Raw genomic sequence first — 25,276 nt, forward strand, 5'->3', positions numbered from 1 at the left:
TGGCTAAAAAGAGGATATTCCGTATGAACGAAAATAAAAACATTACCATAGGGGACGTGGCAAAGGCTCTTGGGGTTTCGAAAACAACTGTTTCCCGTGCGATTTCCGGAAAAGGAAGAATAGGAGATGCGACAAGGCAGAGAGTCCTCGATTATATAGAAGTAAACAATTACAGACCCAATCCAATGGCAAAGGGGCTTGCGGATCAGAGAAAGTACAATATCTGCTGGGCTATTCCGGGCGATTCCAATGTATATGCCCTTCCTTTTTTTCAGAAATGCATGGCGGGAGTCTGCGAAGTTACGATGGCGACCGATTATGACATCCTTATTTCTCTGGTATATGAAGATAATATTTCCCATTTGGAAAGAATAGTTGAGAACAAAAAAGTTGACGGCGTTATCCTCGGACGGACCTTGGTCGACGATATTGCAGTCAGATATTTAAAGAGCAGGAATATTCCCTTTGTGACGGTCGGAAGCTCAAAGGAAGAGAATGTTATCCAGATAGACAACGATCATGAAAATGCATGCAAAGAGTTGACCGAAAGACTCATTGAAAGAGGCTACAAAAAGCTTGTTCTTATCGGAGGCTCTTTGAATCATATGGTTAATGTAACAAGGCAAAAGGGCTTTGAGCTGGGACTTAAAACAGCAGGGATAGAGCCGGATGAGAGCATGTTATTTTTGGGCAATGAGACAACCGAAGATGTGGAAGAAGCTGCAGACAAAGCGATAAAGGCGGGCGCGGAATGTATTGTATGCATGGATGACAGCATATGCCGTGATGTGATTTTGAAATTAAGACGGGACGGAATATGCATTCCTGAAGATATCGGTATAGCGTCTTTTTACGATAGCGATCTTCTTGCAGGTAACCAGCCGCAAGTGACAGCACTTAAGTATGACCCGCAGAAGCTCGGAAACATGGCATGCAATATACTTCTTAAGCTTATAAACGGCGAAAGTATCCCGGATAAGAATCTTATGGGTTACGAAGTTTTAATAAAAGAATCTACGGGATAAAATACAAGCAGCCACCTCTTTTATCAATAAAACGTTGATATAATCCTGCAAAAATGGTAAAATATAAGCGTGCGAACAGCTGTTTGTACATGATTTTGACACAATGCCGCACGGACGGAGGATTTTTTCATTTAAGATGTCATACAATTCTTAGGAGGGTAAAGAATTATGAAAAAGAGGTTTTTATCGATCGCTTTGGTATCAATTATGGTAACCGCAGCAATATCAGGTTGTGGTAATCCTGAAGTTGCCAATGATACACCGGTGACGGAGGCACCATCATCTGACAATTCCGGAGGCGAGGCTGCAGATAACAATGCAGCAGCGGATGCGGTTCAGAACCTGATCAATGCTACTACGGATCCTGTAGACCTTACAGTATGGGCTTCAGAAGAAGACCAGGAATTCACACAGGGAGTTCTTGAAGATTTTAAGGCACTGTATCCGGATGTGACTTTTAATATCACGCTTGGTGCAGAGTCAGAGTCTACTGCGAAGGACACTGTTCTTTCAGACGTAGAGGCTGCTGCTGATGTATATACATTTGCTCACGATCAGATCAATGATCTTGTTAATGCCGGAGCACTTCAGGAAGTGCAGGCTACATATACATATGATGTAGCAACGGCTAATGTTGAAACTTCCGTAGAGGCTGCATCGGTTGGTGGGAAGCTTTATGCTTATCCGATGACTGCCGATAACGGTTATTTCATGTTCTATGACAGTTCTGTAATCAAAGATCCTTCAAATCTTGAGGCTATGATAGAGGATGCAAAGGCAGCAGGAAAGAAGATTGCGATACAGTTTAACAACGGATGGTATCTGTACAGCTTCTTTAAGGCAGTTGGTCTGGAAGCAACTCTTAATGATGACGGAAAGACAAATACCTGCACATGGAATGAAGCGGGTGGTACTGATGTATGTCAGGCAATCCTTGATGCGGTTGCAACAGGCGCCGTAGTAAATATGGATGACGGTACCACAGTTACAGGAATTAAGGATGGCACAGTATGTGCGGCTGTTAACGGTATCTGGAATGCACAGGTTGCGGCAGATGCTTGGGGTGAGAACTATCAGGCTGCAAAGCTTCCTACAATGCATATCGGTGACAAAGACTGCCAGCTTTCATCATATTCAGGATTTAAGCTTGTCGGTGTAAATCCTCATACAAAGAACATGGGATGGTCAATGCTTCTCGCTGAATATCTTACTTCTGAGGAAGTTCAGACAGAAAGATTTGAAGCAAGAAACCTTGGACCTTCAAATATAAATGCGGCTGCATCTGATGCAGTTAAAAATGACAAGGCTATTTCAGCGCTTGCAGCGCAGGCACCTTACTCAACGCCTCAGGTTATCGGCGGAAATTATTGGAGCCCTGCTGAGACTCTCGGACAGATTCTTGCAAGCGGAAATCCTGATAATACCGATCTTCAGAAGCTTCTTGATACAGCAGTTGAAGGTATCAACGCTCCGGTTTCAGAATAAGAATAGTAATTTATAGAAAAGGTTTTCGGTAAACAATATAGCCCCATATCGAATGAGGTATGGGGTTATATTTGTCAAAACATGTAAAGCCTATTTGCGACTCAGAGAAAGGAGTTGAGATAATTGGTTAATTACAGGTATTATCAGCACAAACACAAACCTAAAAAGCAAAGGCGCAAACTTTCATATTCTCCCAAGGCGTCTAAGATTCCCAAAGAGCCTAGGGTGAACCCGATTGTGGCTTTTTTTAAGGAGCTCGGAGAGTGCTTGTCAAATGGAAGCTTATTTATAAAGCTTTCTACAGTTTTCATGGGCTTGGGACATATATATAATTGTCAGTTTATAAAAGGATTGCTTGTATTCGGAGTTCAAGCATTATATATAGTGTATATGATATTCGGAGCTGCACCGAATTTAGCGAAATTCAGTACTCTCGGTACTGTTAAGAGAGAAGCGATATTTGATCCGATTACAATGCAGAACACAGTAAATGATTATGATAATTCATTTACTATACTTCTTGGTTCGGTTTGTGCGTTGTTTATTACATTTTTGTTCTTTTTATTCTGGGCATCGAATATTAAGAGCATGTACGAGACTCAGAAACTTATAGAATCAAGGAAACATGTCAACACATTTAGAGAGGATTTCAAGGAAATCCTGGGTAATAAATTCCATGTTACCCTGCTTACATTTCCTGTTATAGGTGTAATATTGATGAATATTATACCTATACTCATTCTTGTGGCAGTGGCATTTACCAATTACGATCAGAACCATCTACCTCCAAGTGAGTTATTTACATGGGTTGGATTCCGTAATTTTGTAAAACTGTTTACTCAGACAACAACTTCTTCTTTCGGATATGCGTTCAGGAAAATCCTTGAATGGACTTTTTTGTGGGCTTTTTTTGCGACAGTTTCGAACTTTATTCTCGGTCATCTTATTGCACTGTTGATCAATTCTAAGCTTATTAAGATAAAAAGATTTTGGAGAACTTTGTTTATAGTTACGATCGCGGTGCCACAGTTTGTAACACTTCTTCTTGTAAGGAATTTCTTTGCGGATTCCGGACTTTTCAATTCGATATGTTCAAACATCGGTTTGACGGCATTTTTACAGAATATTGGACTTGTAAGCAAGAATATCTCATATATCCCGTTCCTCACAAGTCCGGGATGGGCGAAATTTATGATAGTCCTTATTAATATATGGGTAGGTATTCCGTATCAGATACTGATATCTACAGGTATTCTTTTAAATATACCAAGGGATCAGATAGAGGCGGCCATGATAGACAGAGCGTCTCCTTATCAGATATTTAAGAATGTGACTATGCCTTATGTTATGTTCGTTGAGGGACCGACACTTGTCACTGACTTTGTTAGAAATATCAATAATTTCAATATTATCTACCTGTTGACTCAGGATGTATATGTTACGACAGATCAGGCTTTGGCAAATTCACATGGTAAAGAAGTTGACCTCCTTGTTACGTGGTTATTCAGACTGACGAACGAGTACTATGATTATAAGATGGCATCGGTAATCGGTGTTATCGTATTTTCAATATGTTCGGTGTTTACAATTCTTTCATTTAGCAGAATTGTAGCAGGAGAAAGGGAGGAGGTATTCATGTGATGAAAACTAAAAAGCTTATCTTATCGATTCTCCTTCATTTATTGTTGGCAGTCATTACATTTATATGGATAATACCTATTATCTGGCTTGTAGTTACAGCTTTCAGCGGATATAAGGGAATAGATATTTCGCATTTCTTTCCGGAGACATGGTCACTCAAGAACTTCGGCACCATTTTGTTCGAGCCGGATTCGGTTGTGCAGTACGTGACGTGGTTCAAGAATACATTTATAATTGCGATCTTTACCTGCATCATATCTACGGTGTTTATATTCATGGTAGGATATGCGTTCAGCTGTATGAGATTCAGTGGACGTAAGCAATTAATGGTATTTTGTGTTGTTCTGAACATGTTTCCCGGCGTATTGTCAATGATTGCCGTGTACTTTGTACTTAAGTCTCTCGGACTTACAAACAGCCATATAGGTATGATCATAGTTTACTCGGCCGGTTCGGGACTTGGATATCTTATAGTTAAGGGATTTATGGATACTATTCCAATATCACTTCGTGAATCCGCACGACTTGAGGGAGCAAATGAGCTTCAGATTATGTTGAGTATAATAATTCCTATCTGTAAGCCCATTATTGTGTATCAGGTAATCAGTTCATTCCTGGTTCCGTGGGGAGACTTCGTACTTGCCAAACTTATGCTCAATTCAGGACTTTCTAAGGACTGGACAATAGCTATAGGACTTTATAATATGCTTGATAAGTCGCTTATCAACAAATACTTCTCGATTTTCTGCGCAGGCGGATTGCTGGTTTCTATCCCGATATCAATCCTGTTTGTACTTATGCAGAAGTTCTATATTGAAGGAGTATCAGGCGGTGCTACAAAGGGTTGAGAAAACCACGTTATTTTCGGAACACTTCGCGGGCGACTCTTTGTTCATAAATATAGGTAATATTTTATAAAAAATTTCTTTTAAAGTGTGAAAAGAATTACAAATGCCCTATTTTTAAATACTGTCCATGTGTGGTATACTTAACATATCGGCATAAAGTTTATTTGTTTACGAAGTGTTGCGCCGTATTTAGGAGAACAAAGTCTTATGAAGAAGGTCGCTCTGCTACTTGAAGGTTGGGGACGATATATTACCAACGCATGGATAAATGGTGTCCTCGCCAAGATTAAAGAAGAAAATGCAGACATAAATTTATATGTATTTAATGCATATGCCAACTGGAGCACAGATGAGCGTTATAATCAGGGAGAACATGCAATATTTTTTCTCCCTGATTTTTGTGATTTTGATGGCGTGATCTGTGAACTTAATAATACAGAAGCAAAGCCTGTAAGGGATGAAGTGCTCGAGAAGATCAGAGAGTCAGGCACGCCTTGCATTATGATAAATGCAAAGGAAGACGGTTTTTATTCTGTTGGCGTGGATAATTATGCAGTTATGTATGATAACATCCGCTTCCTTTATGAGGAGAAAGAATGCAGAAGCTTCTGGTTTGTTATGGGACCTGAGGAGAACTATGAGAATGGTCAGAGAACCAAGGCACTCCTTGATTTTGCCAAGAAAAAGAAACTTAAGAAAAATATTGATTATGTACTTGATTACAGTGGTTTCAAGATAAAAGACGGAAGAGATGCATTCGGAAGATTATATGGAAAGCATGAAGTTCCGGATGTTATTATCTGTGCGAATGATAATCTTGCTGTCGGCATTTTGTCAGAGATGGAAAAAGTAGGACTTGAATGTCCTAGAGATTTTTATATAACAGGTTTTGACGATCTTGATAAGGCGAGATTCTATGATCCCAGAATATCAACGATCAGCTATAGAAGAGAAGATGCAGGAGAGATGGCTGTAGAGCTCTTTACGGATATTTGGAATGGGAAAAAAGTTTCCTATGACAATTACATCAATGCATTCCCTATATACTGGGATAGTTGTGATTGTGAGTCTGATATTGTTGTAGATGAGCGCGCTCAGCTTAAGGGCAGCATCCTTTGGAATGATACCAGAGGAGAATTTGAAAGCGATCTGTTGAAGCTTTCATCGAGAATTACTCATGCTGACAGTATCAAAGAAATGGTCGATGTTATACGTGATGTTGTCGTTGTGTCCAGGTGTGAAGACATCATAATGGTCCTTGATCCCAAGTTCTGGTCGGAATTTGAGGCTCAGGAAGAAGAGTGGATATTTGATACGGCATATATTAACGAAGACTGTATACAGCACATATTCCCGACTTTTGAGAGCAGTACGAGCGGAGACTGTTATCTTTTTATCCCTATTCATTTCAGGGAAAAGAGTGCCGGTTATCTTGCCATGAAAAATCCTATATTCCTGATGGAGCAGCAGTTCCTTTTTGATCTTATCAATACCTTCCTTTCCGGAATGGAGATCCTTTATCAAAAGGAATGTCTTGCAAGAGCAAATGAAAAGCTCTCGGATCTGTCTGTAAAAGATGCTCTGACAGGACTCTACAACAGACTTGGATTTGGAGAATATGCTAAGAAGATGATCGCCAAAGCGCATAAAGAGGGAAGACAGATGCTTATTCTGTATTCCGATCTGGATATGCTCAAATATCTGAATGACACATATGGTCACGAGATCGGAGATGAAGCCATAATCTGTGCTTCCAAAGGATTGAAGGAACATGTAACTCCCGATGGAATGTGCTTTAGACTTGGCGGTGATGAATTCCTTATCATAGACAGATTCATGGGTGATGAGGCAGTAACCAGCATAATTGCCGAGATCAGGAAAATGTTGATAGACGGATCTAGAGAGATAAAGCTTCCCGTCGACCTGTCCATGAGTTTTGGATATGTTGTTACCGAAGGTCAGGGTGAGGTACATCTTGATGAATATATAAGTAAAGCGGACACACTTATGTACGAGGATAAGAGAAGGAGACGGAAAGGTAGGATCTAGCATGCCGGATTGGCTTAAAAATGCAGTATTTTACGAAATCTATCCGCAGAGCTTTAATGATACTAATGATGACGGAATAGGTGACATTCAGGGTATTATCGAGAAACTTGATTATATCAGGGAGCTGGGCGCGAACGCGATCTGGATCAATCCGTGGTACGATTCTCCTTTTAAGGACGCGGGCTATGATGTAAGAGACTATAAAAAAGTTGCTTCAAGATATGGCACAAACGGTGATGCGAAGAGGCTTTTTGAGACTGCGCACAGCAAAGGAATCCATATAATACTTGATCTTGTTCCGGGCCATACATCTGAAGAACATGAGTGGTTCAAAGAAAGTGGCAAGGCTATTCCTGTTGTGAACGGAGTGCCTCAAAAAAACGAGCATTCCGACAGATATATCTGGACAGAATACTGGCTGTCAGGCATTGGCGGCCATCCCTATATAAGCGGGGAGTGTGAGAGAAACGGAGTGTATATGCTCAATTTCTTCAAATCACAGCCCGCTCTTAATTATGGTTTTGCAAGCCCTACAGAGAGCTGGCAAATGTCTTATAAAGATTCCGAACCGCAGAAAACTCTTGAACTCATGATGGACGTGATGAGATACTGGCTTGATATGGGATGTGACGGCTTCAGAGTTGACATGGCGGATTCTCTGGTAAAAGATGATGATGACAGAAAGTCATGTACTTGTTCTCTATGGAAAAAAGTAAGAGCGATGCTTGACAGCGAATATCCCGACGCGGCTATTGTCTCGGAATGGTCCAATCCCGAACAGTCCCTGAATAATGCAGGTTTCCATATGGATTTCTATCTTGACCATGCGGGAAATGGATATAACAGGCTGTTTCGTGATTATGAGACACTTGAGAAATATCATGTATTCCCGATAGCTGAGGATAGGAAGAACACTGTCGGTAAGGACAGAAGCTATTTCAAAAAAGACGGTGACAGTGATGCTTCGGCTTTCTTAAGTGACTATATTCCAAAATATGAAAAGACAAAGGATGCAGGTTATATCTGCTTTATGACCTGTAATCATGATACTCCGAGGCCTGCAAGAACTCTTGGCACAACGGAGCTTAAGATTGCATATGCCACAATATTCACATTGCCGGGAGTTCCGTATATATATTACGGCGATGAGATAGGCATGAGATATATAGAAAATCTTCCGACCAAGGAGGGCGGTTATACCAGAACGGGCAGCAGGACACCGATGCAGTGGGATTCGGATAAGGCAAACATGGGATTTTCCAATGCGCCAAAGGATAAACTGTATCTTCCGGTCGATGAAGAAGGCCCCGCTGTCAATAAGCAGGAGCAGGATAAAGATTCTTTATATAATGTTGTAAAAGATGTTCTTGCGATTAGGGGAAAAGAGAAGGCACTTTGCGCCGATGAACCGTTTGAAGTCCTTTGCAGCGGCAAGGATAAGCCTTTTGTTTATAAAAGAGGGAATCTTATCATGATGGTAAATCCCGGAGAAAAAGATATTGAATATACCGCGGACTACCCTGCGATCAAGAGCGGAGACTATGAAGAAGTCTATTCTATCGGCAGGATAGAGCGCAGCGGTGAAAAGCTTGTGCTTAAGGCACAGAGCTTTGGAATCGTCAGATTAAAGTGATGACTCTTTTGCCTCGGCTAAAAGAGTATCCATGAAATCATAGATGTCGTCGCGACCGTCTTTGCTAAGGGCTGAGTAAGGGAAAATCCTTACATCGTCAGGAAGACCGAGGCCGTTTCTAAGCATATTCAGATGCTTTTCGTGCTGGCTTTTTTTGATCTTGTCAGATTTGGTCGCAATGATAACAGGCTGGAATCCCTGATGCACGATCCATTTGTACATCTGTACATCATTTGCTGAAGGTTCATGCCTTATATCAATTAAAAGAAAAACTCGAAGGAGCTGTTTGGAAGTATGGAGATAGTTTTCTACCATCTTTCCCCACTGCTCCTTTACTTTTTCGGGAACACGCGCAAAGCCGTATCCCGGAAGGTCTACGAGATAGAATTCATTGTTTATGTTGTAGTAGTTTATTGTCTGGGTTTTGCCCGGTTCCTGCGAAGTTCTCGCATAATTCTTTCTGTTCATGATGCCGTTTATAAGAGAGCTCTTTCCGACATTACTCTTACCCGCAAAGGCAAATTCAGGGTATGGATTATCGGGAAGGGTGCTTGTGATACCGCAGACTGTTTCGAGGTTTACGTTCTTTATTACCATTGTATTGTCTCCATAGTTTTTTCTGTTTATGTTCCCGTTTATTCTACACTATCTAAAACAATCAGGCAAAAATTAGTATGTTGATTTGGAATTTTGAAAGCTTTAAGCTATAATATGTTATATAACAATTAACAAAAATAACAAATGATTACCATGCGGGAAGGAGGTGGAATCATGAAAAAACAGGTTGTTGTTTTTTTAATCCTTTCATTGATGATGATGACGGGATGTTCATATAGTGATATCGATCTGGAGGGGACAGTAGAAGATATTCAAAGTACAGCATCGGACCTGGCATCGGATCTGGCATCTCAGATAGATGAGACATTTGGGTCAAAAGAATCAGATGAGGATTCTGAAGATGAAGAAGACAAGAAAGATGAAAAAGGTAATAAAGATGAGGAAGCATCAGAAAAGCCAAACGGTGTTTATGCTGTGAATTTTTCATATGAAATGGATGGAAACGAAATACATGTAGAGTATTTCTATTCTTTTAAAGAAGACGGAACAGGTATTGCAAGTTTTCAGGATGTAGTGCCGTTTACGTGGAACGATAAGGAGATGGACTTTGGCGGAGCGACCAAAGAATATGAGCTTGAAGGGGATGTTCTGAAAGTAAAAGAGGATGAAAATGAATGGGCTGCATATATTAAGAAAGAAGGAGATTATGCATCAAACGGGGATTTTTCGGAATTTGCCGGAACATATCAGGCGACGGATGCGGCAAATTCAGCATATGGCGGAGAAGAGCCGCTTACTCTCCTTGAACTTGGGGCAGGCGGTAATCTGATCGGAGGAGGACCTTTAAATGAGGTGAATTTTTATCCTTCCGAAGAACCTGAGAAGATCACGCGAAATGATGACGGATCATATAGGTGTGAATACAGGCAGCAGCCCAATATGGAAAGCTTTGAATATATTATCTACCCTAAAGGAGTAATAGATGAGAAAGATGTCGGGGATGATTTTTTGAAAGATACGGTGTACATAAGAGTTATAAAAAATGACGGCGGAGTAATGGATGCAGTTTATTATCTGGAAGAACAGGCATCGTGAATTACATGGAATAAAACATTGTTTTTTGAAATAAAATTTACGGAAAAAAGAATGTTAAAAAAATGCTAATAATTTGTATTGTCGTAAATATTTTGATGGGGTATTATGGGGTATACTTAAAATTAGTTTGCAAAAAGGACGATGATATGAAAAAAAGAATAATAAGCATTTTAGCGCTCATGTTAGTGGTAACAGGGTGCGGTTCCCAAAGTGCTGAGTCTAAGTCTGAGAAAGAGGAAGCTCTCGAATGCCTGAGAACAGGCGGCGCGAGCACTGTTTCGGAAGACAGCGATTCCTTGAATAACAGCACAGGGAATTCAAGTGTCGCAGATGATTTCGGAATTAATTAAAACTATTCCGAATAAGGCGCATGTATTGTTTTGTTTATTATGAAGGGGTATAATCTGTTATATAAAATTTAACAGGGTAAAAAAGAAAGGAAATGAGGAGATGAAAAAGAGGATTATTAGTATTATGGCGCTTGCTTTGGTAATGACAGGATGTTCCTTTAATCTTCCCGGCCAAGAAGCAGAGACAGACGAATCTCTTGAGAGTTTACTTGAAGAGGATGCAGACAGTTCTGAAGCAATAGACACTTCCGCAAATATTGACACAAAGAGTTCGACTGACAGTGCATCCAAAGAGGATAGCAAGGCTGCGACTAGCGATAGCTCAAAAGCTGAAGAAAGCGACAGCAATGTGGCTAAGAAGCCCAGCGGTACATATTCAAGAAGCTTTACTGAGGAAATCGGTGGAGAAGACGTAACTGTAACTTATTCTTATACATTTAAGGAAGACGGAACAGGAACTGCTGATATTCAGGATGTAGTACCCATGACATGGGACGATACCAAGATAACTGTCGGTGATGTGAGTTTTGAGTACAAGTACAACGCTGAAACCGATACCATCAGCGTAAAAGGAGATTCCGGCTGGGAAGAGTTCCTTCAGAAGTAATGCTCAAAGCTAAATCTTTCGTTCGCTCGGGCACATTGGTATGACATCTTAAATGAAATTACAGAAATCCGCACTGGCTGCGGATTTCGTGAGAACATGATTCAGAAATGCTTGTGTTCGGCTGCGCAGTGATTTTCATAATTTAATAAAAAACCGGAGATGCCTCTTTTCGATGTTGCTAAGAAAAGTCGGCATCTCCATTTTTTCTTGGGGTATTTACACTTATTAGAGCGTGATCGGATTATTCCGTTTTTCTTTTGCCAAACTCTTTGTGGAGCTGTATAAAAGCTATTATGGCGCAAACAACCGTTACAGAAACAGCATATATTCCTTCGGAAAGTGTTATATCCTCTGTTGCTTTTTGTACCGCAAGTCCGGTATTCGAGTTAATGAAACAATCCCAGAACTCGGATGTAAAGTCAATGAGTCCGTGCAAAACAGAAACAACCCATATGCTATCCGTAATGTAGTAAACGCAAGCCAGACAGCATCCGATTGCAATTGCATAGATAACTTGTGAAGTAGTCGCGATAACCCTTGTAGGTGAAGAGGTAAGATTTGAAAAGTGCAAAAGTCCAAATACAGTCGACGAGATAAGTACTGCTTTTAATATACCTTTTCTGCTTTCACCAAAACGATATCTGAAGGAGTTAAAAAGGGTACCTCTAAGCATAGATTCTTCAAACATTCCTGTTCCCATATTACAAATAAATGCAAATATAAGCCTTGGAAGTGCCTTAGCAAAAGAAATTTCAGGCTGCGAAAAGTCATCATGAAGATTGAGAACAACCAGTGCCATAAGTGTTATTCCCGTACAAAAAACTCCTTTTGCAAATCCTTTACTTCTGAATCTAAAGTCAGTTCCGTATAATTTGTTTGCCAAAAATAATCCCAATATAGCAATCAGATAGCGCGAAGCCGCTTGCAAAGTATCTTTTAATGTTTCATCCTGAACAAAAATACTTGCCAATATTTCCGACGCCACAAATAAAAAGAATAATAAAAAGGTTGAAAGTATTCCATAGATAAATTTTTTTGTCTTCATTCTCAGATAAATCCCTTCATGTCATTTAATTTGTCAACAATACTACGCCAAACGTAGTACGCCTGTAATAGTATTTATACTACGTCAGTCGTACTATGTCAATATGCTTTTTAGAGTGTACAATATATAGTATACAAATTTATGCAAACACGTAGTATTTCATTATGAAAAATGTTTTGAGGGGGCGAAAATGAGTAGTAATGAAAAGGCCGGTAACAGTTTTATGCTTAAAATCTGCAAGTTTATTGTGGATAAGCGAAATCTTTTTTTCTTGATATATGCAATTGTGTGTATATTCTCTGTGATCGCAAGGGGCTGGGTTGGTGTTGAGAATCGGCTTCCCAAATATCTTCCAAAGACTTCGGAAACATATCAGGGACTTGAACTTATGGAGGAGCAGTTTACGACTTACGGCTCCGCTAAGGTGATGGTTGCCAATATATCTTATGATCAGGCGCTTTTGATACAGAAAGACGTTGAGAATATGGATGGCGTTTTTTCTGTCGATATCGATGATTCCGAGGACCATTACGCCAACGGATCGGCGCTTTTTAATATCACTTTTGATTATGATGAGACCAACGATATATGCCTTGAACTTTTGGATAAGGTAAAAGAATATTTTGATAAATATGACTATTACCTGACTACAAGCCTTGGTGATACTCAGTCTGAGCTGATCGACCAGGAGATGAATGTCATATCGGTGATAGTTGTAATTGTCGTTGTGCTGGTTCTTGTGCTTACTTCCCAGGCATATGCCGAAGTGCCGATACTTCTTTTGACATTCGGAAGCGCGGCGCTTGTTCAGATGGGAACGAACTTCCTTCTTGGAACAATATCTTTTGTCTCAAATTCGGTCACGATAGTTCTACAGCTAGCACTTTCTGTCGACTATGCGGTCATTTTCCTAAACAGATACAAAGAAGAGCATATCTCGCTTGAACCGCGCGAAGCCTGCATTGTGGCGCTGTCTAAATCTATTCCCGAGATAACGGGAAGCTCGCTTACCACGATTGGTGGCCTTGTTGCCATGTTGTTCATGCAGTTCGGTATCGGTGCCGACATGGGAATTGTTCTCATTAAGGCTATTTTGCTGAGTCTTTTGTCCGTATTCCTTCTGATGCCGGGAATCATCATGGTATTCTCGGGGCTTCTTGAGAAAACCAAACATAAAAACTTCATTCCGCAGATTCCGTTTGTCGGAAGATTTGCTTACAAGACAAGGTATATCATCGCACCGTTGTTTGTTGTTGCGATAATCGTTGCTAACAGACTCTCTGCCGGAACTCCGTATGTATACGGATATTCGCAGATCACGCCGCCTCTTACCAATGCGGTTCAGAGGGCGCAGAATATTCAGGATGAGAATTTTGCATCGGATAATATGATGGCGCTTGTTTTCCCTTCGGGAGATTATGACAGGGAAAAGGAACTTATAGATGAGATCATGTCGGAAGATGATGTTACATCCATAACGGGCCTTGCCAATACCGAGGCACTTAACGGCTATACACTTACAGAAAAGCTTACGCCCAGGCAGTTTTCCGAGCTTTTAAATATTGATTATGAAGTTGCCGAGCTTATCTATGCGGCTTATGCGGTAAATGACGAAGACTACGCCAAGGCGGTGAACGGCCTTGCCAATTACAGGGTGCCTCTCATAGACATGTTCATGTTCGTCTACAAAGAGGTAAAAGAGGGATATGTCACACTCGACGATGAGCTGATGGAAAAGCTTGAAGATGCGAACAGGATGATGAACTTTGCCAAGAAACAGCTTGAGAGCGATGAATATTCAAGAATCCTAATCTATGTCGATCTTCCGCAGGAATCGCAAAAAACTTTCGAGTTTATAGAAAAACTCCATAAGATTACGGAAAAATACTATCAGGCGGACAAAATCTATGTGGTCGGCGAGTCTGTCAGTCAGTACGATCTTAAAAAGTGCTTTGCCAGAGATAACACCGTTACGGGAGTTATATCTATACTGGCAGTTCTTGTGGTACTTCTTTTTACATTCAAATCAGCGGGTATGCCGGTTCTTTTGATCGCGGTTATTCAGGGATGTATCTGGATAAACTTCTCGATTCCGGCCATCCGCCACGACAATCTCTTTTTCCTGGGATACTTAATAGTAAGTTCCATTCAGATGGGCGCAAATATCGATTACGCGATCGTTATTGCCGGAAGATATACGGAGCTTAGAGAGAGCATGGGCAAAAAAGATGCCATAATCGATACAATGAATCTCTCGTTCCCTACGATCATTACATCCGGAACGATGCTTGCCGTTGCGGGCACGCTTATAGGAAATATGACATCTGACTGCGCTATCTACGGAATCGGGAAGTGCCTTGGAAGAGGAACTATCATTTCCATTTTGGTCACGATGTTTGTACTTCCACAGATACTTCTTGTGGGCGACAGAGTCATCGAACTTACGGCATTTGTCATGAATATGCCGCTGCGACTGAAGCAAAGAACCGGAACTATGCGAATTGACGGATTTATTCGCGGTCGCATAGAAGGAAATGTGACAGGTGTCATTCATGCGGTTGTAAAAGGCAATGTAAGTGCGTACATAGAAAACGGTGACATCACGCAGGAGGAAGAGGAGCCGATAGATGCCGAAAACAGTGAATTCTATTACACGGAAGGGGAGGACATATGATATGAAAAAAAGACTGTGCATACTTCTTCTGGGAATGGTGCTGTTTACGGAGTCTTTTACCTTTGTTTGGGCAAAAGAGGGGGATAACACCCAAGAAACTATTACGACCGGCACTCAGACCGGTGCCATAGAAGAACAAAAAGATGTAGACGCAGATATAAAGGATGACATAGATGCGCTGATCCCGAAAAATATAGAGGAGATAACCATCAGCAGTGCGGAGGATTTTCTTAAGTTTGCAGAAAACTGTAAGCTCGACACCTGGTCTGTAAATAAAAAAGTTGTCCTTGCAAAAGATATATCTCTTTTGGGAATACAATTTAACGGAGTTCCCACATTCGGAGGCGTGTTCGACGGCTGCGGACATACTATAAGCGCGCTTTCGATAAAAGATGATATGTCATATGTCGCACTTTTTTCCAATGTGCAGGAGACGGGGATCATTGCTGATCTCAATGTGAAAGGGACGGTCATGCCGTCAGGAAAGCAGGTTATTGTCGGCGGAATAGTTGCGGATAACCACGGGCTTTTGAGCAATCTGACATTTGAAGGAGTGGTCTCAGGTGGCGACTATGTCGGCGGAATTGTCGGAATCAATGAGCTTACCGGCAATATAAAAGACTGCATGGTAAAAGGGTATATCAAAGGCATTCATTTCAGCGGCGGCATAGCCGGTGAAAACATGGGAAACATAACCAAGTGTGTCAATGAGAGTGCGGTAAATACAACAAATGTTGACGCACAGATCACAATCGACAGCATGAACACGCTTAATAAAGTCCTTAATATGATAAAAAGCGGCGAGAAGACCACTGATGAAGCAAGCGCTGATATGACTACAGTGGATGTGGGCGGAATCGCAGGACTTTCAATAGGTATCATATCAAGCTGCATAAACAAAGGGCAGGTCGGATATAAACATGTCGGATACAATATCGGCGGAGTGGTTGGAAGACAGTCGGGCTATGTACTTAACTGCACCAATAACGCAGTTGTGCGCGGAAGAAAAGACGTCGGCGGAATCGTCGGACAGGCCGAGCCGTATGTAACTGTGGATCTTAGCAGAGATGTTGCATACCAGCTAAGCGAGGCTATAAGTGAACTCCATGACAGAGTGACCTCAACGCTTAAGGATGTAAAGAATCAGTCCGGTACTATCACAAACAGATTAAATGTGATACAGCAGTACACGGCAGGGGCAATAGAGGATGTGAGATTTATTGCAAATGAGACCACTGATTTTGCAAACGGAGTGTCAGGCTCAACTTCCGAAGCTTTTTCAAGAGTTCAGTATATTATCGAAGAGTCTTCCAAAGATGAAGGGCTTCTTGACAATGCCGATGATGCGGTAGAGCATACTTCCGATGCTGTATCAAGTTTGAAAGAGACGGTTAAAGATCTTAATTATGAGCAGTATATGACGGAAGAGGATAAAAAGAAATATGAAACAGCCAAGGAAACACTTGAGAGTATTTCGAGTCAGTATGAAATCTTAAGTAAAGCTGCTTATAAAGCTTATTACAATAAATATATCGAAGATGCAAAGACTAAGACTGATCCGATTACGCACGCGCTTAGTTATCCGAATGCTTCGGATCTTATTTTTGGCGGGACGTTTGGAGCATATGACAGTTCTACAGATTCGGATACTACACTTGTTGAAGCTTACAATGTTCCCGGGGATTGGACACATTCATCTGATGGAAGGTCGTTTCCGGATACAGAGGATGAGAATGATGTAAACTTAAGTAAGGATGCGGCAAGTTATGCAAAGACGCAAGCCGATGGATATGCCAAGAGGCATTATCAGAGCGGTGTGGACGGCGAGGAGGGAACTTTCTTCTACGAAAGAGATCTTGCGGACGCAACGGCGCAAGTCGAAAGATTGACAAAGGATTACCTCAAACTTATGGCGGAAGAGGCAAGGGGCGATGCACTTGATGCCATGAGTTCTCTGGAAGATGCAACGGATAATCTGGAAGAAGCAGGTGACCAGGCAAAAGGAATAGTCAGGAATATTGCGGGCAGAGGAGCAATTTCTTTTCCCAGGTTCAGTTCGGCATATAAGGAACATACGACATCACTTGCCGACAATATGCAGAATATGAATGATAACTTCGGACTACTCAATAACGAGATGAACAATGCGACGGGAGTTATCGTTGACGATCTTCAGGGAATTGCGGATCAGTTCAATGTGATAATGAATCTGTATGCGGATGCGATCGACGGTGTTTTGGAAAAAGATTATTCGAATACATTTGAGGATGTATCTTTGGAAGAGGCCCTTATCTGCACGGATGCAACTATAGACGGGTGCGTAAATTACGGCGTGATTTACGGTGATATCGATACATCGGGAATCGCCGGAACTATGGCTATAGAATATGATTTTGATGCAGAGAGCGATATCACGGGAATTAAGGATGCCAAGCTCAATACCTCTTTTATCTCAAAATGTGTTCTCAGGGATAATAAGAACTATAATGAAGCGGAAGGTGAAAAGAGCTATATAGGCGGTATCTGCGGACTTCAGGAGATGGGTACCGTAATCAACTGCGCAAACTACGGGAATATGAAGTCCAATTCCGGTGAGTATGTAGGCGGCGTCTGCGGAAGCTCTTTGTCCTACATCGTAAGTTCAAGTTCAAAGGGAATACTTGACGGAGAGTCCTATGTCGGAGGTATTGTCGGGGACGGAACCAATATAAGGGATTGCAAAGCTTTGGTTGACATAAAAGGCGCCGATAGCTGGTACGGCGCGATTGCTGGGCATGTGAGCGATGCGGGAGAAGTAAGGGAAAATTACTTTGTAAGCGATAAACTTGCGGGAATCGACAGGGTTAGCTATTCATTAAAGGCAGAACCGGTCCCGGCTGGCAGTAAGGAACTTCCGTATGATTTTGATGAGCTTACCGTCACATACGTGCTTGAAGACGACGAACTTGACGATGGCAAGTCGATGATCAGGAAAGAGCGCAAGAAAACGGGGGATAAGCTTGAAGAAAAGAATTATCCGAAGGTTGATGAAAAGGAAGGTTTCTATGTTTCCTGGGATGCCAAGTCTGTGGATCCCGTCGATTCAGATCAGATCATAACCGCGACATATCAAAGATACAGGACAACTCTTGCAGAAGATCCCAAAGAGTATGCGGAGGATGAAGTATATCAGAGTGAACTTCTGGTTGATGGCAGATTTAAGTCAGGTGATAAGCTTGTTGTCGAGAGAGAAGATTCTTTTGATGTAAAAAAATTCACTTCGGCCAAGGACTATGTTGCGGATACTTTGAAAAATTACACGACTTTAAAGGTGACTGTTCCCGATGACGGAGAGTCTGTTCACAAGGTCAGATATAAACCTGCGGCCAAGATAAGTGAAGCACTCGGAAAGTATGAGGTTTATCTTGTAAAAGGGGATGAGGAGCAGCTTCTGACAAAGACAGGCGATATGGGTGAGTACAGTACTTATGATATTGAAGGCAATGAGTTTACCTTGAAAGTTAAATTTCCCAAAGCCGGACTTGCGGTATCTAAGTACAAGTATATGGTCATCACGGCAATCGTGATAGGAATGGTACTTATCACATTGTTTATTTTGGCAGCCATACGCGGAGGCAAGAAGGCACCGAAGATATTCAGACGTATCGCAAGAAAGCTTTCTAAGAGAATTGAGGGCAAAGAGCAGATCTTCTATGACGACAGCGAGGATGATAAGTAAATGGCAAAATATATGATCGGCGCGCGCAGGCTTATGCTTGCGCGCGTCTGTGTGAACAGACATCGTTTTCGTATATGGTTGTAAAAAGCTGTAAACAGTTGTAAAACTATAGTAAATCTGAAAATATCGTAATGGAGAAATATGACATTTGAACCTTTACCGATAGAGCTTGATGAGAATGGAATTAAGGGCTTTATCAAGCGCTATCATTTTAAAACAAGTGAGAAAAAAGATATCGTGATGCTCTATAGACAGCTTCATCCCAGAGTACATGCAAGTTTCCATCATGTGATCGAGGGTGATACCGTCTATGTTGTTGTGACGCTCGGAGATGCGTTTGATAGCTTTCAGGACAGCTTTTTGCAAAAAGGCGAGATACAGAAGGCTTTCATAATAGACTGTCTCGGCACCGAAATGCTCTCACTTGCTTATGAAGAAGTTGATAAAAAGATATATGAAAAGACAGGGCTCTATGTCGGAAGTTATGTCTTTGCGGGAAGTGACAAGATGCCGCTTGAAGAGCTTGCGGCAGTTATGGCTAAGCTTGGGCAGAAGATTGTAAAATGCAATGAGGCTTTTGCCCTTGTTCCGAAAAAGAGTGTTGTATTTTCGGCAAAACTTCATAAGGAGAGAACCGATAAGCATTCCGACTGCGCAAGTTGCAGTGCGGTGAGCTGTCCTATGAGGAAAGAGCCGCAGAAGAAAAAGAGTGTGTCAAAGCATGGAACAAAGCGCAAAAAAGGGCTTGTTCATCTTTATACCGGAGAGGGAAAAGGAAAGACTACCGCGGCTATAGGGCTTGCCGTGAGGGCAGCAGGTGCGGGCAGGAAGGTTGTCTTTTCCCAATTCATGAAAGGAAGACAGACTTCGGAACTGAGTAGCTTGTCGCTTATCCCCGGAATTACGATTGTTAGAAGCGATAAGGAACTGGGATGGCTACACCGTGATGACGAAGAGCAGTGTGAGGCTTTCCGCGTCGTTCATAATGAGATTCTTGATAAAATCTCTGAACTTATTCAGGCGGGAGAATGCGACGTTCTTATAATGGACGAGATCACTTATCCGTACAATTACGGTGTGATCGATAAAAAGAAACTTGAAGAACTTATAGACAGTAAGCCGTCAGGCATGGAGATTGTCATGACGGGAAGGAATGCGGATGAACTTCTTGCAGACAGAGCGGATTATATTACTTATATGGAAAAGGTCCGCCATCCGTATGACAAGGGAATAGAGGCAAGAGAAGGGATAGAGTACTGATACGTTTGGCGAAGGGATATGCAGCTTTTGGTTATAACTGGTTTGATTTTTTGCGAACGATGTACTGGATGAGATATGAGAATTGACAGACAGAGAGTGAAGGAGCAGTTTGCTTCATATACAAGGGGATACGATCCCGAAGATACCAAGATAGCGCTTAAGATCGCGCATACATACAGAGTTGCAGACTACTGCGAACAGATTGCAAGATCGATAGGACTTACAGATGATGAAGTTGAATTTGCCTGGCTTTCGGGCATGCTTCACGATATCGGAAGATTTGAACAGGTCAAAAGATATAACACATTCCTTGATTCGCAGTCGGTTGATCATGCGGAGTTTGGAGCGGATCTTCTTTTTGGAGAAAATGGATTTATCGGTGATTATATCGATGACAGATCGTGGGATCCGATGCTGGAAATTGTAATAAGACAGCACAACAAGTACAGGATGGACGCGGCAATCTCCGGAAAGACGCTTGTATTTTGTAATATACTACGTGATGCGGATAAGGTTGATATCTTTAGGGTAAATGTTGAGACGCCGATGGAGGAAATCTATAATGTGTCGAGTGATGTTCTTTTTTCTTCCGGAGTATCAGAGAAGGTTATGGAGCAGGTCAGAGAGCGTCACGCCATCAACCGTGACATCATGAATTCGCCGGCGGAACATCTTATAGGTCACATTGCGCTTACATTTGAGCTTGTTTATGAAAAGAGCCGTGAGATTGCCAAAGAGCAGGGGTATCTCTACAACATGTTCGATTTCCCTACAAGAAACGAGAGTACTAAGAAGGCACTTACAGAGATCAGGAGTTTAATAGACGACTGATCTTTGCAAGTGCCTTTTGCAATGGGATGCGGAGTTTATCTATTTATAAGCAAAGTTTTACCGAAATTTTATATAAGAATGTTATCATAATTTCATAACAATGCGTGTCGGTATATTGTATTGTTCTTTTTCATGAAAGGAGAATTACATTATGGTTAAGCTGAACAGCCTTAGGTTTAAGCTGACCGCATTCTTTCTTATACCTGTCATTTTCATAATGATTGTCGGGTATACCGCATATTCCATAGCATCAAAAGGAACACGGGATACATATGAAAGTAATGCTGTGACTGCGCTTGAGCAGATAGCAAATTACTATGAGCTTACTTTTGCTGTTGTTGAGAGTAAGACTGAGCAGCTTTCCAGTCTTTCAGAGCTCAAGAATTACTACGGAGGAGCATACACTGACGTAGATGAGTCTAGGAGTGCCCTTTCAGATATCTATAGGAGTGCGAAGAATCTCGCACAGTCTGACAACATAGTGGGAGATCTCTCGATTTTATCATACAAGCAAACATCGTTTTCGGTGGCAAACGGAAACTATCTTATGTTTGAATATGGCGGATCATCGGCAGCAGGCGAGTTTGAAAATACAAATGATTTTGCACTGTTAAACTCAAGTGGGACCGAAGGTGCATGGATGGGTACGAGAGTGTTCATTGATTCTTACGAAGCCGCCAACAGTATTGAGAGTACGCCTTATTGCGCGGTTTATGTAAAGCCGTTCTATAACTCTCTGGGTGAAAAACTCGGATATATTTCCACAGATATAAAACTTGATACGTCCCTTAAAGCACTTGAAAGCATTCATCTCGGAGAAGGAAGTACATTTGCCTTCATAACTTCTGATGGAGTAGAGACAAATATGGACGGCAGGAGCGGGGCGAACGAAACAATCTTTGCAAATACCACTTTTTTTGAAGATGTAAGAGCAGCTTCTGAATCATCAGGATTTGAGTGGATGAAAGATGCAGAAGATAAAAAGATATATCTTTATGTCTATGCAAAAGTCGGAGAGTCGGGAGCAGTTATCTGCGGCCGTATTCCTGAGAGTACGATCAGTGCCGGTGTAAACAGCATAAGGCTTGCATCGGTTATCGCGGTAATTCTTGCAACAGTTGTTTCTTCGGTGGTTGGTATTGTTGTTTCAAACAGCATCGGAAATGCGGTTAAAGGAATTTCCAATGGATTTGAACAGGCGGCGCACGGAGACCTTACAGTCGAGATCAGTTCGAAGCGTAAGGATGAGTTTGGCGCGCTTGCTTCTTCTGCAAATAAGATGATAGAAAATACAAAGAGACTTCTTTTAAAGATTTCGGCAACCGCCGATTCTCTAAAGAAATCTTCGGTTGATATCGGAGGAGCATCGGATTCGCTTGTTACAGCATCTGAAAATATTACGACTTCTGTTGATGAGATCAGGCAGGGACTTGACCAGCAGGCACATGATGCGGGCGATTGTCTTGCTGAAGCTGACAGCCTTACAGAGAAGATTGAAGTCGTAAGAGAAAATGTGAAAGCTATCGACGATATGGCAGCCGATGCGGATGAATCCGTAAAGAACGGTATTGAGGCTGTAGAAAATCTTAAGACTAAGGCGAATGAGACGAGTGAAGTTACTAAGGGAGTAATTGTAGATATAGAGCAGCTTGCGAGTGAGACATCATCTATCGGAAATATTATAGCTACTATCAATGATATCGCGAGTCAGACCAATCTTTTGTCACTTAATGCATCTATTGAGGCTGCGAGAGCGGGTGAAGCAGGACGCGGATTTTCTGTAGTTGCTGAGCAGATTAGAAAACTTGCGGAACAGAGTGCTGTCTCGGCTGGCGAGATCGGAGACATTATCACGGCTGTTACCGCTAAGACCGAGAAAACCGCAACTGAAGCCAAGCATGCGGAAGAGATTGTTATACAGCAGGAAGAAGCAGTGGCAACAACGCTTGCGGAATTCAATGTTATAAATGAAAACGTTAAGACCATTGCCGACCACCTTAAAGAAATCGGTCTGCAGGTTGCAGAGATGGAAAAAGCAAAAGTGAATACCCTTTCGGCTGTTGACGGTATTTCAGCGGTTTCGGAAGAAGCGGCGGCTTCTTCTGCAGAAGTTGGAGCAACGGCTCTTGCTGCACAGAATGCTGCCAAGGATCTTAATGATGTCATTAAGGATCTTAGTGGCGCGGCTGATTCCCTTACAACAGAGCTTACGGGCTTCAAGTTATGATATCCATCGGGCGATGATCGATAAGGAGGATAGCAAACATGAAGAAAAAACTTATGGTCCTGTCGCTTGCAGCAGTTATGGTCTTGTCGGTGCCGGGATGCGGTAGTAGAAATATAAAACTCAATGAGAGAACACAGACTTTTGCCGAGCCGGAAAGTGTAGAGGCGGTAGCTACGGAAAAAACGGAGATGGGAACTGAAACGGGAACAGGAACGGAGACGGGAACTGAAACGGCTAAGGCTGCCACAGAAGTTGACAGAGGAAGTCTTAATTTTTCGGAAGCGCCGGAACTTTCTGAGCGGGTAAAAGCAGGCGAACTTCCCTCTGTTGAAAGCAGGGTTCCGGGAAAAGAAGATGTATTTGTTGCAGTGGCGGATGCTGCCGGAAACGGCCTTGAAATTGGCGAATACAGCGGTGATTTGAATCTTACCGGACCTTCGGGATCGTGGGGAATCGCAAGACCTGTACTTGAGAGCATAATAAGGTATAACAATGACGGTTCCTATGTTCCAAATGTTATCAAGAGCTTTGAATATAACAGCGATTATACTGTATGGACATTCCATTTGAGAGATGGCATGAAATGGTCGGATGGTGATGATTTTACGGCTGACGACATAACTTTCTGGTACTACATGGTACATATCAACAATTATGACACGAAAGCAAGCTGGGAAGCACTAAAGGACACACAGACAGGTGAATATGCGGTGCTTAAAAAAGTTGACGATCATACCGTGACCTGGACTTTTGAAACACCGAAGTATCCCGGAGCATTTATTGAGAACGGAGATTTTAAATGGTGCTGGGCACCTTCACATTTCCTGAGTGACCTTATTCCGGCATCATTCTATGTAGAGAATGAGTATTGGGAAAATACGGGACTTTCCGATGGACAGGTTTTGGCAAATGCAGCGGCGAAGGGATTTTCATATGATTCTGTCAATGATCTTGGAAAAAATGTATGCTATTATTTCTGGAATGCTTCCGGATTACCTACCGTAAATTCCTTTGTTTTATCCACGGAAGAAGGACATAACTCAAGAGATTCCGAGCTCTGCATCCTTAACAGAAACCCATATTACTGGAAAGTTGATGCCGAGGGAAAACAGCTTCCGTATTTTGATAACATCTGTATAAAGAAGGAAGTCGAAGATGCAAAAGTGGCTTTTGCAAACGGTGAGCTTGACTATATGGATATAGGAATGGAACAGATAAGTGCAATGCTTTCAGAGCTTGGAGATGCAGTAACTTTAAAGACGGCTCTTGGTTCTAACTGGGGAACCGATCAGATTACGTTTAACTATACCTGTTCAAACAAGAACTACGCTGATCTTTTTGCTAACAGTGATTTCCGTCAGGCTATTTCCATATGTGCAGACCGGCAGGAAGTATCTCTTCGTATTTCCGAAGGCTTCTTAAGACCTGGGCAGTGTGCGCCTTCGGTAGGAAGCATGGGATATGATGAAGAGTGGAGTGAGAAGTGGACAGATTATGATGTTGCAGTGGCACAGCAACTTCTTGATGGATGCGGGCTTAAACTTGGAAGTGACGGATATTATGATTTTGCGGACGGATCGGATTTTACACTTGATTTTATTTCTCTTGAAGGAAGTGCGGACAGCGTCTACAGTGCATTGAGGAGATATTTTGAATCGATACACATAAAGACAACTCTTACAGATTATGATACGGAAACATATGACAAACTTATTGACGATAATGAATGGATCGCTGTAATGTGTCCTCACATGGCGGCCGGTGGTCTCTCACTTAGCGAAAGAGCTGCAGCGTTCGTGCCTATTGCACAGGCTGCGGAGTGGTACGGAGAATACGGAACCTACTATACCGATAATACTTTGGGCGTTGCACCGAGCGGAGATATGGCAAAGCTTGTTGAGTATTATGAGCAGTGGGTTAATACGGCAGACGCCGCGCAGAGAGATGATATTGCTCTTAAGATTTATGATCTTCACAAGCAAAATCTCTGGTCCATAGCATATGTGGAAGGCGCAAATTCCTATTGCCTTGTGAATCCCAAGATCCACAACTTTGCGGATAACCTTGTGAATAACGATCTGTATCAGTATATGAATATCTACCATTTTGAGACCTTGTTTAAGAAGTGATATAAAGAACTCGGGGGCTGTCGCACTAGTGTGACAGCCTTTTTGATGCCCAGCCCCTAAGGCATCTGTACAGAAATGCTTGTGTTCGTCTGCGGTGTGAT

The 25,276-nt window shown here is 41.9% G+C and carries 17 protein-coding genes; 15 read left to right on the forward strand and 2 right to left on the reverse strand.

Annotated features, from left to right (window positions below; all coding sequences use genetic code 11):
- Positions 1 to 23 precede the first annotated feature (23 nt).
- The 6 genes from T356_RS0111830 (at position 24) to T356_RS0111855 (ending at position 8,681) form a co-directional block, all read left to right on the forward strand.
- Positions 24 to 1,025, forward strand: a complete 1,002-nt coding sequence (locus T356_RS0111830) for a LacI family DNA-binding transcriptional regulator (protein ID WP_026514658.1) — start codon at positions 24 to 26, stop codon at positions 1,023 to 1,025.
- 168 nt (positions 1,026 to 1,193) lie between these two features.
- Complete coding sequence (locus T356_RS0111835; RefSeq protein WP_026514659.1) at positions 1,194 to 2,510, forward strand: extracellular solute-binding protein; 1,317 nt, start codon at positions 1,194 to 1,196, stop codon at positions 2,508 to 2,510.
- Positions 2,511 to 2,747: 237 nt separating this feature from the next.
- On the forward strand, positions 2,748 to 4,151 hold the full coding sequence (locus T356_RS0111840; protein ID WP_242846604.1) for a carbohydrate ABC transporter permease: 1,404 nt from the start codon (positions 2,748 to 2,750) through the stop codon (positions 4,149 to 4,151).
- Entirely contained in the window at positions 4,151 to 4,999 is an 849-nt protein-coding gene (locus T356_RS0111845; RefSeq protein ID WP_026514661.1) for a sugar ABC transporter permease, read from the forward strand. Before T356_RS0111840 ends, T356_RS0111845 begins: the two co-directional genes overlap by 1 nt.
- Positions 5,000 to 5,206: 207 nt before the next feature.
- Positions 5,207 to 7,048: a diguanylate cyclase domain-containing protein gene (locus T356_RS0111850; protein WP_026514662.1), complete on the forward strand. Its 1,842-nt coding sequence runs from the start codon at positions 5,207 to 5,209 to the stop codon at positions 7,046 to 7,048.
- A 1-nt stretch (position 7,049) separates the two neighbouring features.
- Complete coding sequence (locus T356_RS0111855; protein WP_026514663.1) at positions 7,050 to 8,681, forward strand: alpha-amylase family glycosyl hydrolase; 1,632 nt, start codon at positions 7,050 to 7,052, stop codon at positions 8,679 to 8,681.
- Here the strand turns inward: T356_RS0111855 and yihA are convergent.
- Positions 8,673 to 9,278 (reverse strand): ribosome biogenesis GTP-binding protein YihA/YsxC, encoded by a 606-nt coding sequence (yihA, locus tag T356_RS0111860; RefSeq protein WP_026514664.1) that lies wholly within the window; start codon positions 9,276 to 9,278, stop codon positions 8,673 to 8,675. The genes T356_RS0111855 and yihA overlap by 9 nt on opposite strands.
- A gap of 174 nt (positions 9,279 to 9,452) precedes the next feature.
- Here yihA and T356_RS0111865 point away from each other — a divergent pair, with 174 nt between their 5' ends.
- The 3 genes from T356_RS0111865 to T356_RS0111875 all read left to right on the forward strand — a co-directional run bounded on the left by T356_RS0111865 (position 9,453) and on the right by T356_RS0111875 (position 11,291).
- A complete protein-coding gene (locus T356_RS0111865; RefSeq protein ID WP_026514665.1) occupies positions 9,453 to 10,334 on the forward strand; it encodes a hypothetical protein in 882 nt (293 codons plus the stop codon).
- Between the two features lie 146 nt (positions 10,335 to 10,480).
- The gene (locus T356_RS0111870) at positions 10,481 to 10,684 is read left to right on the forward strand and encodes a hypothetical protein (RefSeq protein WP_155839030.1); all 204 of its coding nucleotides are present in this window, start codon (positions 10,481 to 10,483) and stop codon (positions 10,682 to 10,684) included.
- A 100-nt stretch (positions 10,685 to 10,784) separates the two neighbouring features.
- On the forward strand, positions 10,785 to 11,291 hold the full coding sequence (locus T356_RS0111875) for a hypothetical protein (RefSeq protein ID WP_035781015.1): 507 nt from the start codon (positions 10,785 to 10,787) through the stop codon (positions 11,289 to 11,291).
- A gap of 241 nt (positions 11,292 to 11,532) precedes the next feature.
- On the opposite strand, the gene T356_RS20475 is transcribed toward T356_RS0111875, so the two are convergent.
- On the reverse strand, positions 11,533 to 12,336 hold the full coding sequence (locus T356_RS20475) for a CPBP family intramembrane glutamic endopeptidase (RefSeq protein ID WP_051563405.1): 804 nt from the start codon (positions 12,334 to 12,336) through the stop codon (positions 11,533 to 11,535).
- 190 nt (positions 12,337 to 12,526) lie between these two features.
- Between T356_RS20475 and T356_RS19330 the strand changes: the two genes are divergently transcribed.
- The 6 genes from T356_RS19330 (at position 12,527) to T356_RS0111910 (ending at position 25,175) form a co-directional block, all read left to right on the forward strand.
- Positions 12,527 to 15,010, forward strand: coding sequence for an MMPL family transporter (locus T356_RS19330; RefSeq protein WP_035781017.1), 2,484 nt, complete (start codon positions 12,527 to 12,529; stop codon positions 15,008 to 15,010).
- A 1-nt stretch (position 15,011) separates the two neighbouring features.
- On the forward strand, positions 15,012 to 18,728 hold the full coding sequence (locus tag T356_RS0111890) for a hypothetical protein (protein ID WP_026514668.1): 3,717 nt from the start codon (positions 15,012 to 15,014) through the stop codon (positions 18,726 to 18,728).
- Positions 18,729 to 18,869: 141 nt separating this feature from the next.
- Positions 18,870 to 19,988, forward strand: a complete 1,119-nt coding sequence (locus T356_RS21565; RefSeq protein ID WP_242846605.1) for a cob(I)yrinic acid a,c-diamide adenosyltransferase — start codon at positions 18,870 to 18,872, stop codon at positions 19,986 to 19,988.
- 75 nt (positions 19,989 to 20,063) lie between these two features.
- Positions 20,064 to 20,819 (forward strand): HD domain-containing protein, encoded by a 756-nt coding sequence (locus tag T356_RS0111900; protein ID WP_026514670.1) that lies wholly within the window; start codon positions 20,064 to 20,066, stop codon positions 20,817 to 20,819.
- A 151-nt stretch (positions 20,820 to 20,970) separates the two neighbouring features.
- A complete protein-coding gene (locus tag T356_RS0111905) occupies positions 20,971 to 23,046 on the forward strand; it encodes a methyl-accepting chemotaxis protein (RefSeq protein ID WP_026514671.1) in 2,076 nt (691 codons plus the stop codon).
- A 38-nt stretch (positions 23,047 to 23,084) separates the two neighbouring features.
- Positions 23,085 to 25,175 (forward strand): ABC transporter substrate-binding protein, encoded by a 2,091-nt coding sequence (locus tag T356_RS0111910; RefSeq protein ID WP_026514672.1) that lies wholly within the window; start codon positions 23,085 to 23,087, stop codon positions 25,173 to 25,175.
- Positions 25,176 to 25,276: the final 101 nt, after the last annotated feature.

The sequence above is a fragment of the Butyrivibrio sp. LB2008 genome (genome assembly GCF_000621565.1).
Classification (GTDB): domain Bacteria; phylum Bacillota; class Clostridia; order Lachnospirales; family Lachnospiraceae; genus Butyrivibrio.

Bases quoted from the DNA above. Each gene is read 5' to 3' on its own strand.
- T356_RS0111890 (WP_026514668.1), top strand. From the start codon at position 15,012: ATGAAAAAAAGACTGTGCATACTTCTTCTGGGAATGGTGCTGTTTACG.
- T356_RS0111910 (WP_026514672.1), top strand. From the start codon at position 23,085: ATGAAGAAAAAACTTATGGTCCTGTCGCTTGCAGCAGTTATGGTCTTG.
- T356_RS0111845 (WP_026514661.1), top strand. From the start codon at position 4,151: ATGAAAACTAAAAAGCTTATCTTATCGATTCTCCTTCATTTATTGTTG.
- T356_RS0111870 (WP_155839030.1), top strand. From the start codon at position 10,481: ATGAAAAAAAGAATAATAAGCATTTTAGCGCTCATGTTAGTGGTAACA.
- T356_RS0111905 (WP_026514671.1), top strand. From the start codon at position 20,971: ATGGTTAAGCTGAACAGCCTTAGGTTTAAGCTGACCGCATTCTTTCTT.
- T356_RS0111865 (WP_026514665.1), top strand. From the start codon at position 9,453: ATGAAAAAACAGGTTGTTGTTTTTTTAATCCTTTCATTGATGATGATG.
- T356_RS0111900 (WP_026514670.1), top strand. From the start codon at position 20,064: ATGAGAATTGACAGACAGAGAGTGAAGGAGCAGTTTGCTTCATATACA.
- T356_RS0111850 (WP_026514662.1), top strand. From the start codon at position 5,207: ATGAAGAAGGTCGCTCTGCTACTTGAAGGTTGGGGACGATATATTACC.
- T356_RS0111855 (WP_026514663.1), top strand. From the start codon at position 7,050: ATGCCGGATTGGCTTAAAAATGCAGTATTTTACGAAATCTATCCGCAG.
- yihA (WP_026514664.1), bottom strand. From the start codon at position 9,278: ATGGTAATAAAGAACGTAAACCTCGAAACAGTCTGCGGTATCACAAGC.
- T356_RS0111835 (WP_026514659.1), top strand. From the start codon at position 1,194: ATGAAAAAGAGGTTTTTATCGATCGCTTTGGTATCAATTATGGTAACC.
- T356_RS0111875 (WP_035781015.1), top strand. From the start codon at position 10,785: ATGAAAAAGAGGATTATTAGTATTATGGCGCTTGCTTTGGTAATGACA.
- T356_RS20475 (WP_051563405.1), bottom strand. From the start codon at position 12,336: ATGAAGACAAAAAAATTTATCTATGGAATACTTTCAACCTTTTTATTA.
- T356_RS0111830 (WP_026514658.1), top strand. From the start codon at position 24: ATGAACGAAAATAAAAACATTACCATAGGGGACGTGGCAAAGGCTCTT.
- T356_RS21565 (WP_242846605.1), top strand. From the start codon at position 18,870: ATGACATTTGAACCTTTACCGATAGAGCTTGATGAGAATGGAATTAAG.
- T356_RS19330 (WP_035781017.1), top strand. From the start codon at position 12,527: ATGAGTAGTAATGAAAAGGCCGGTAACAGTTTTATGCTTAAAATCTGC.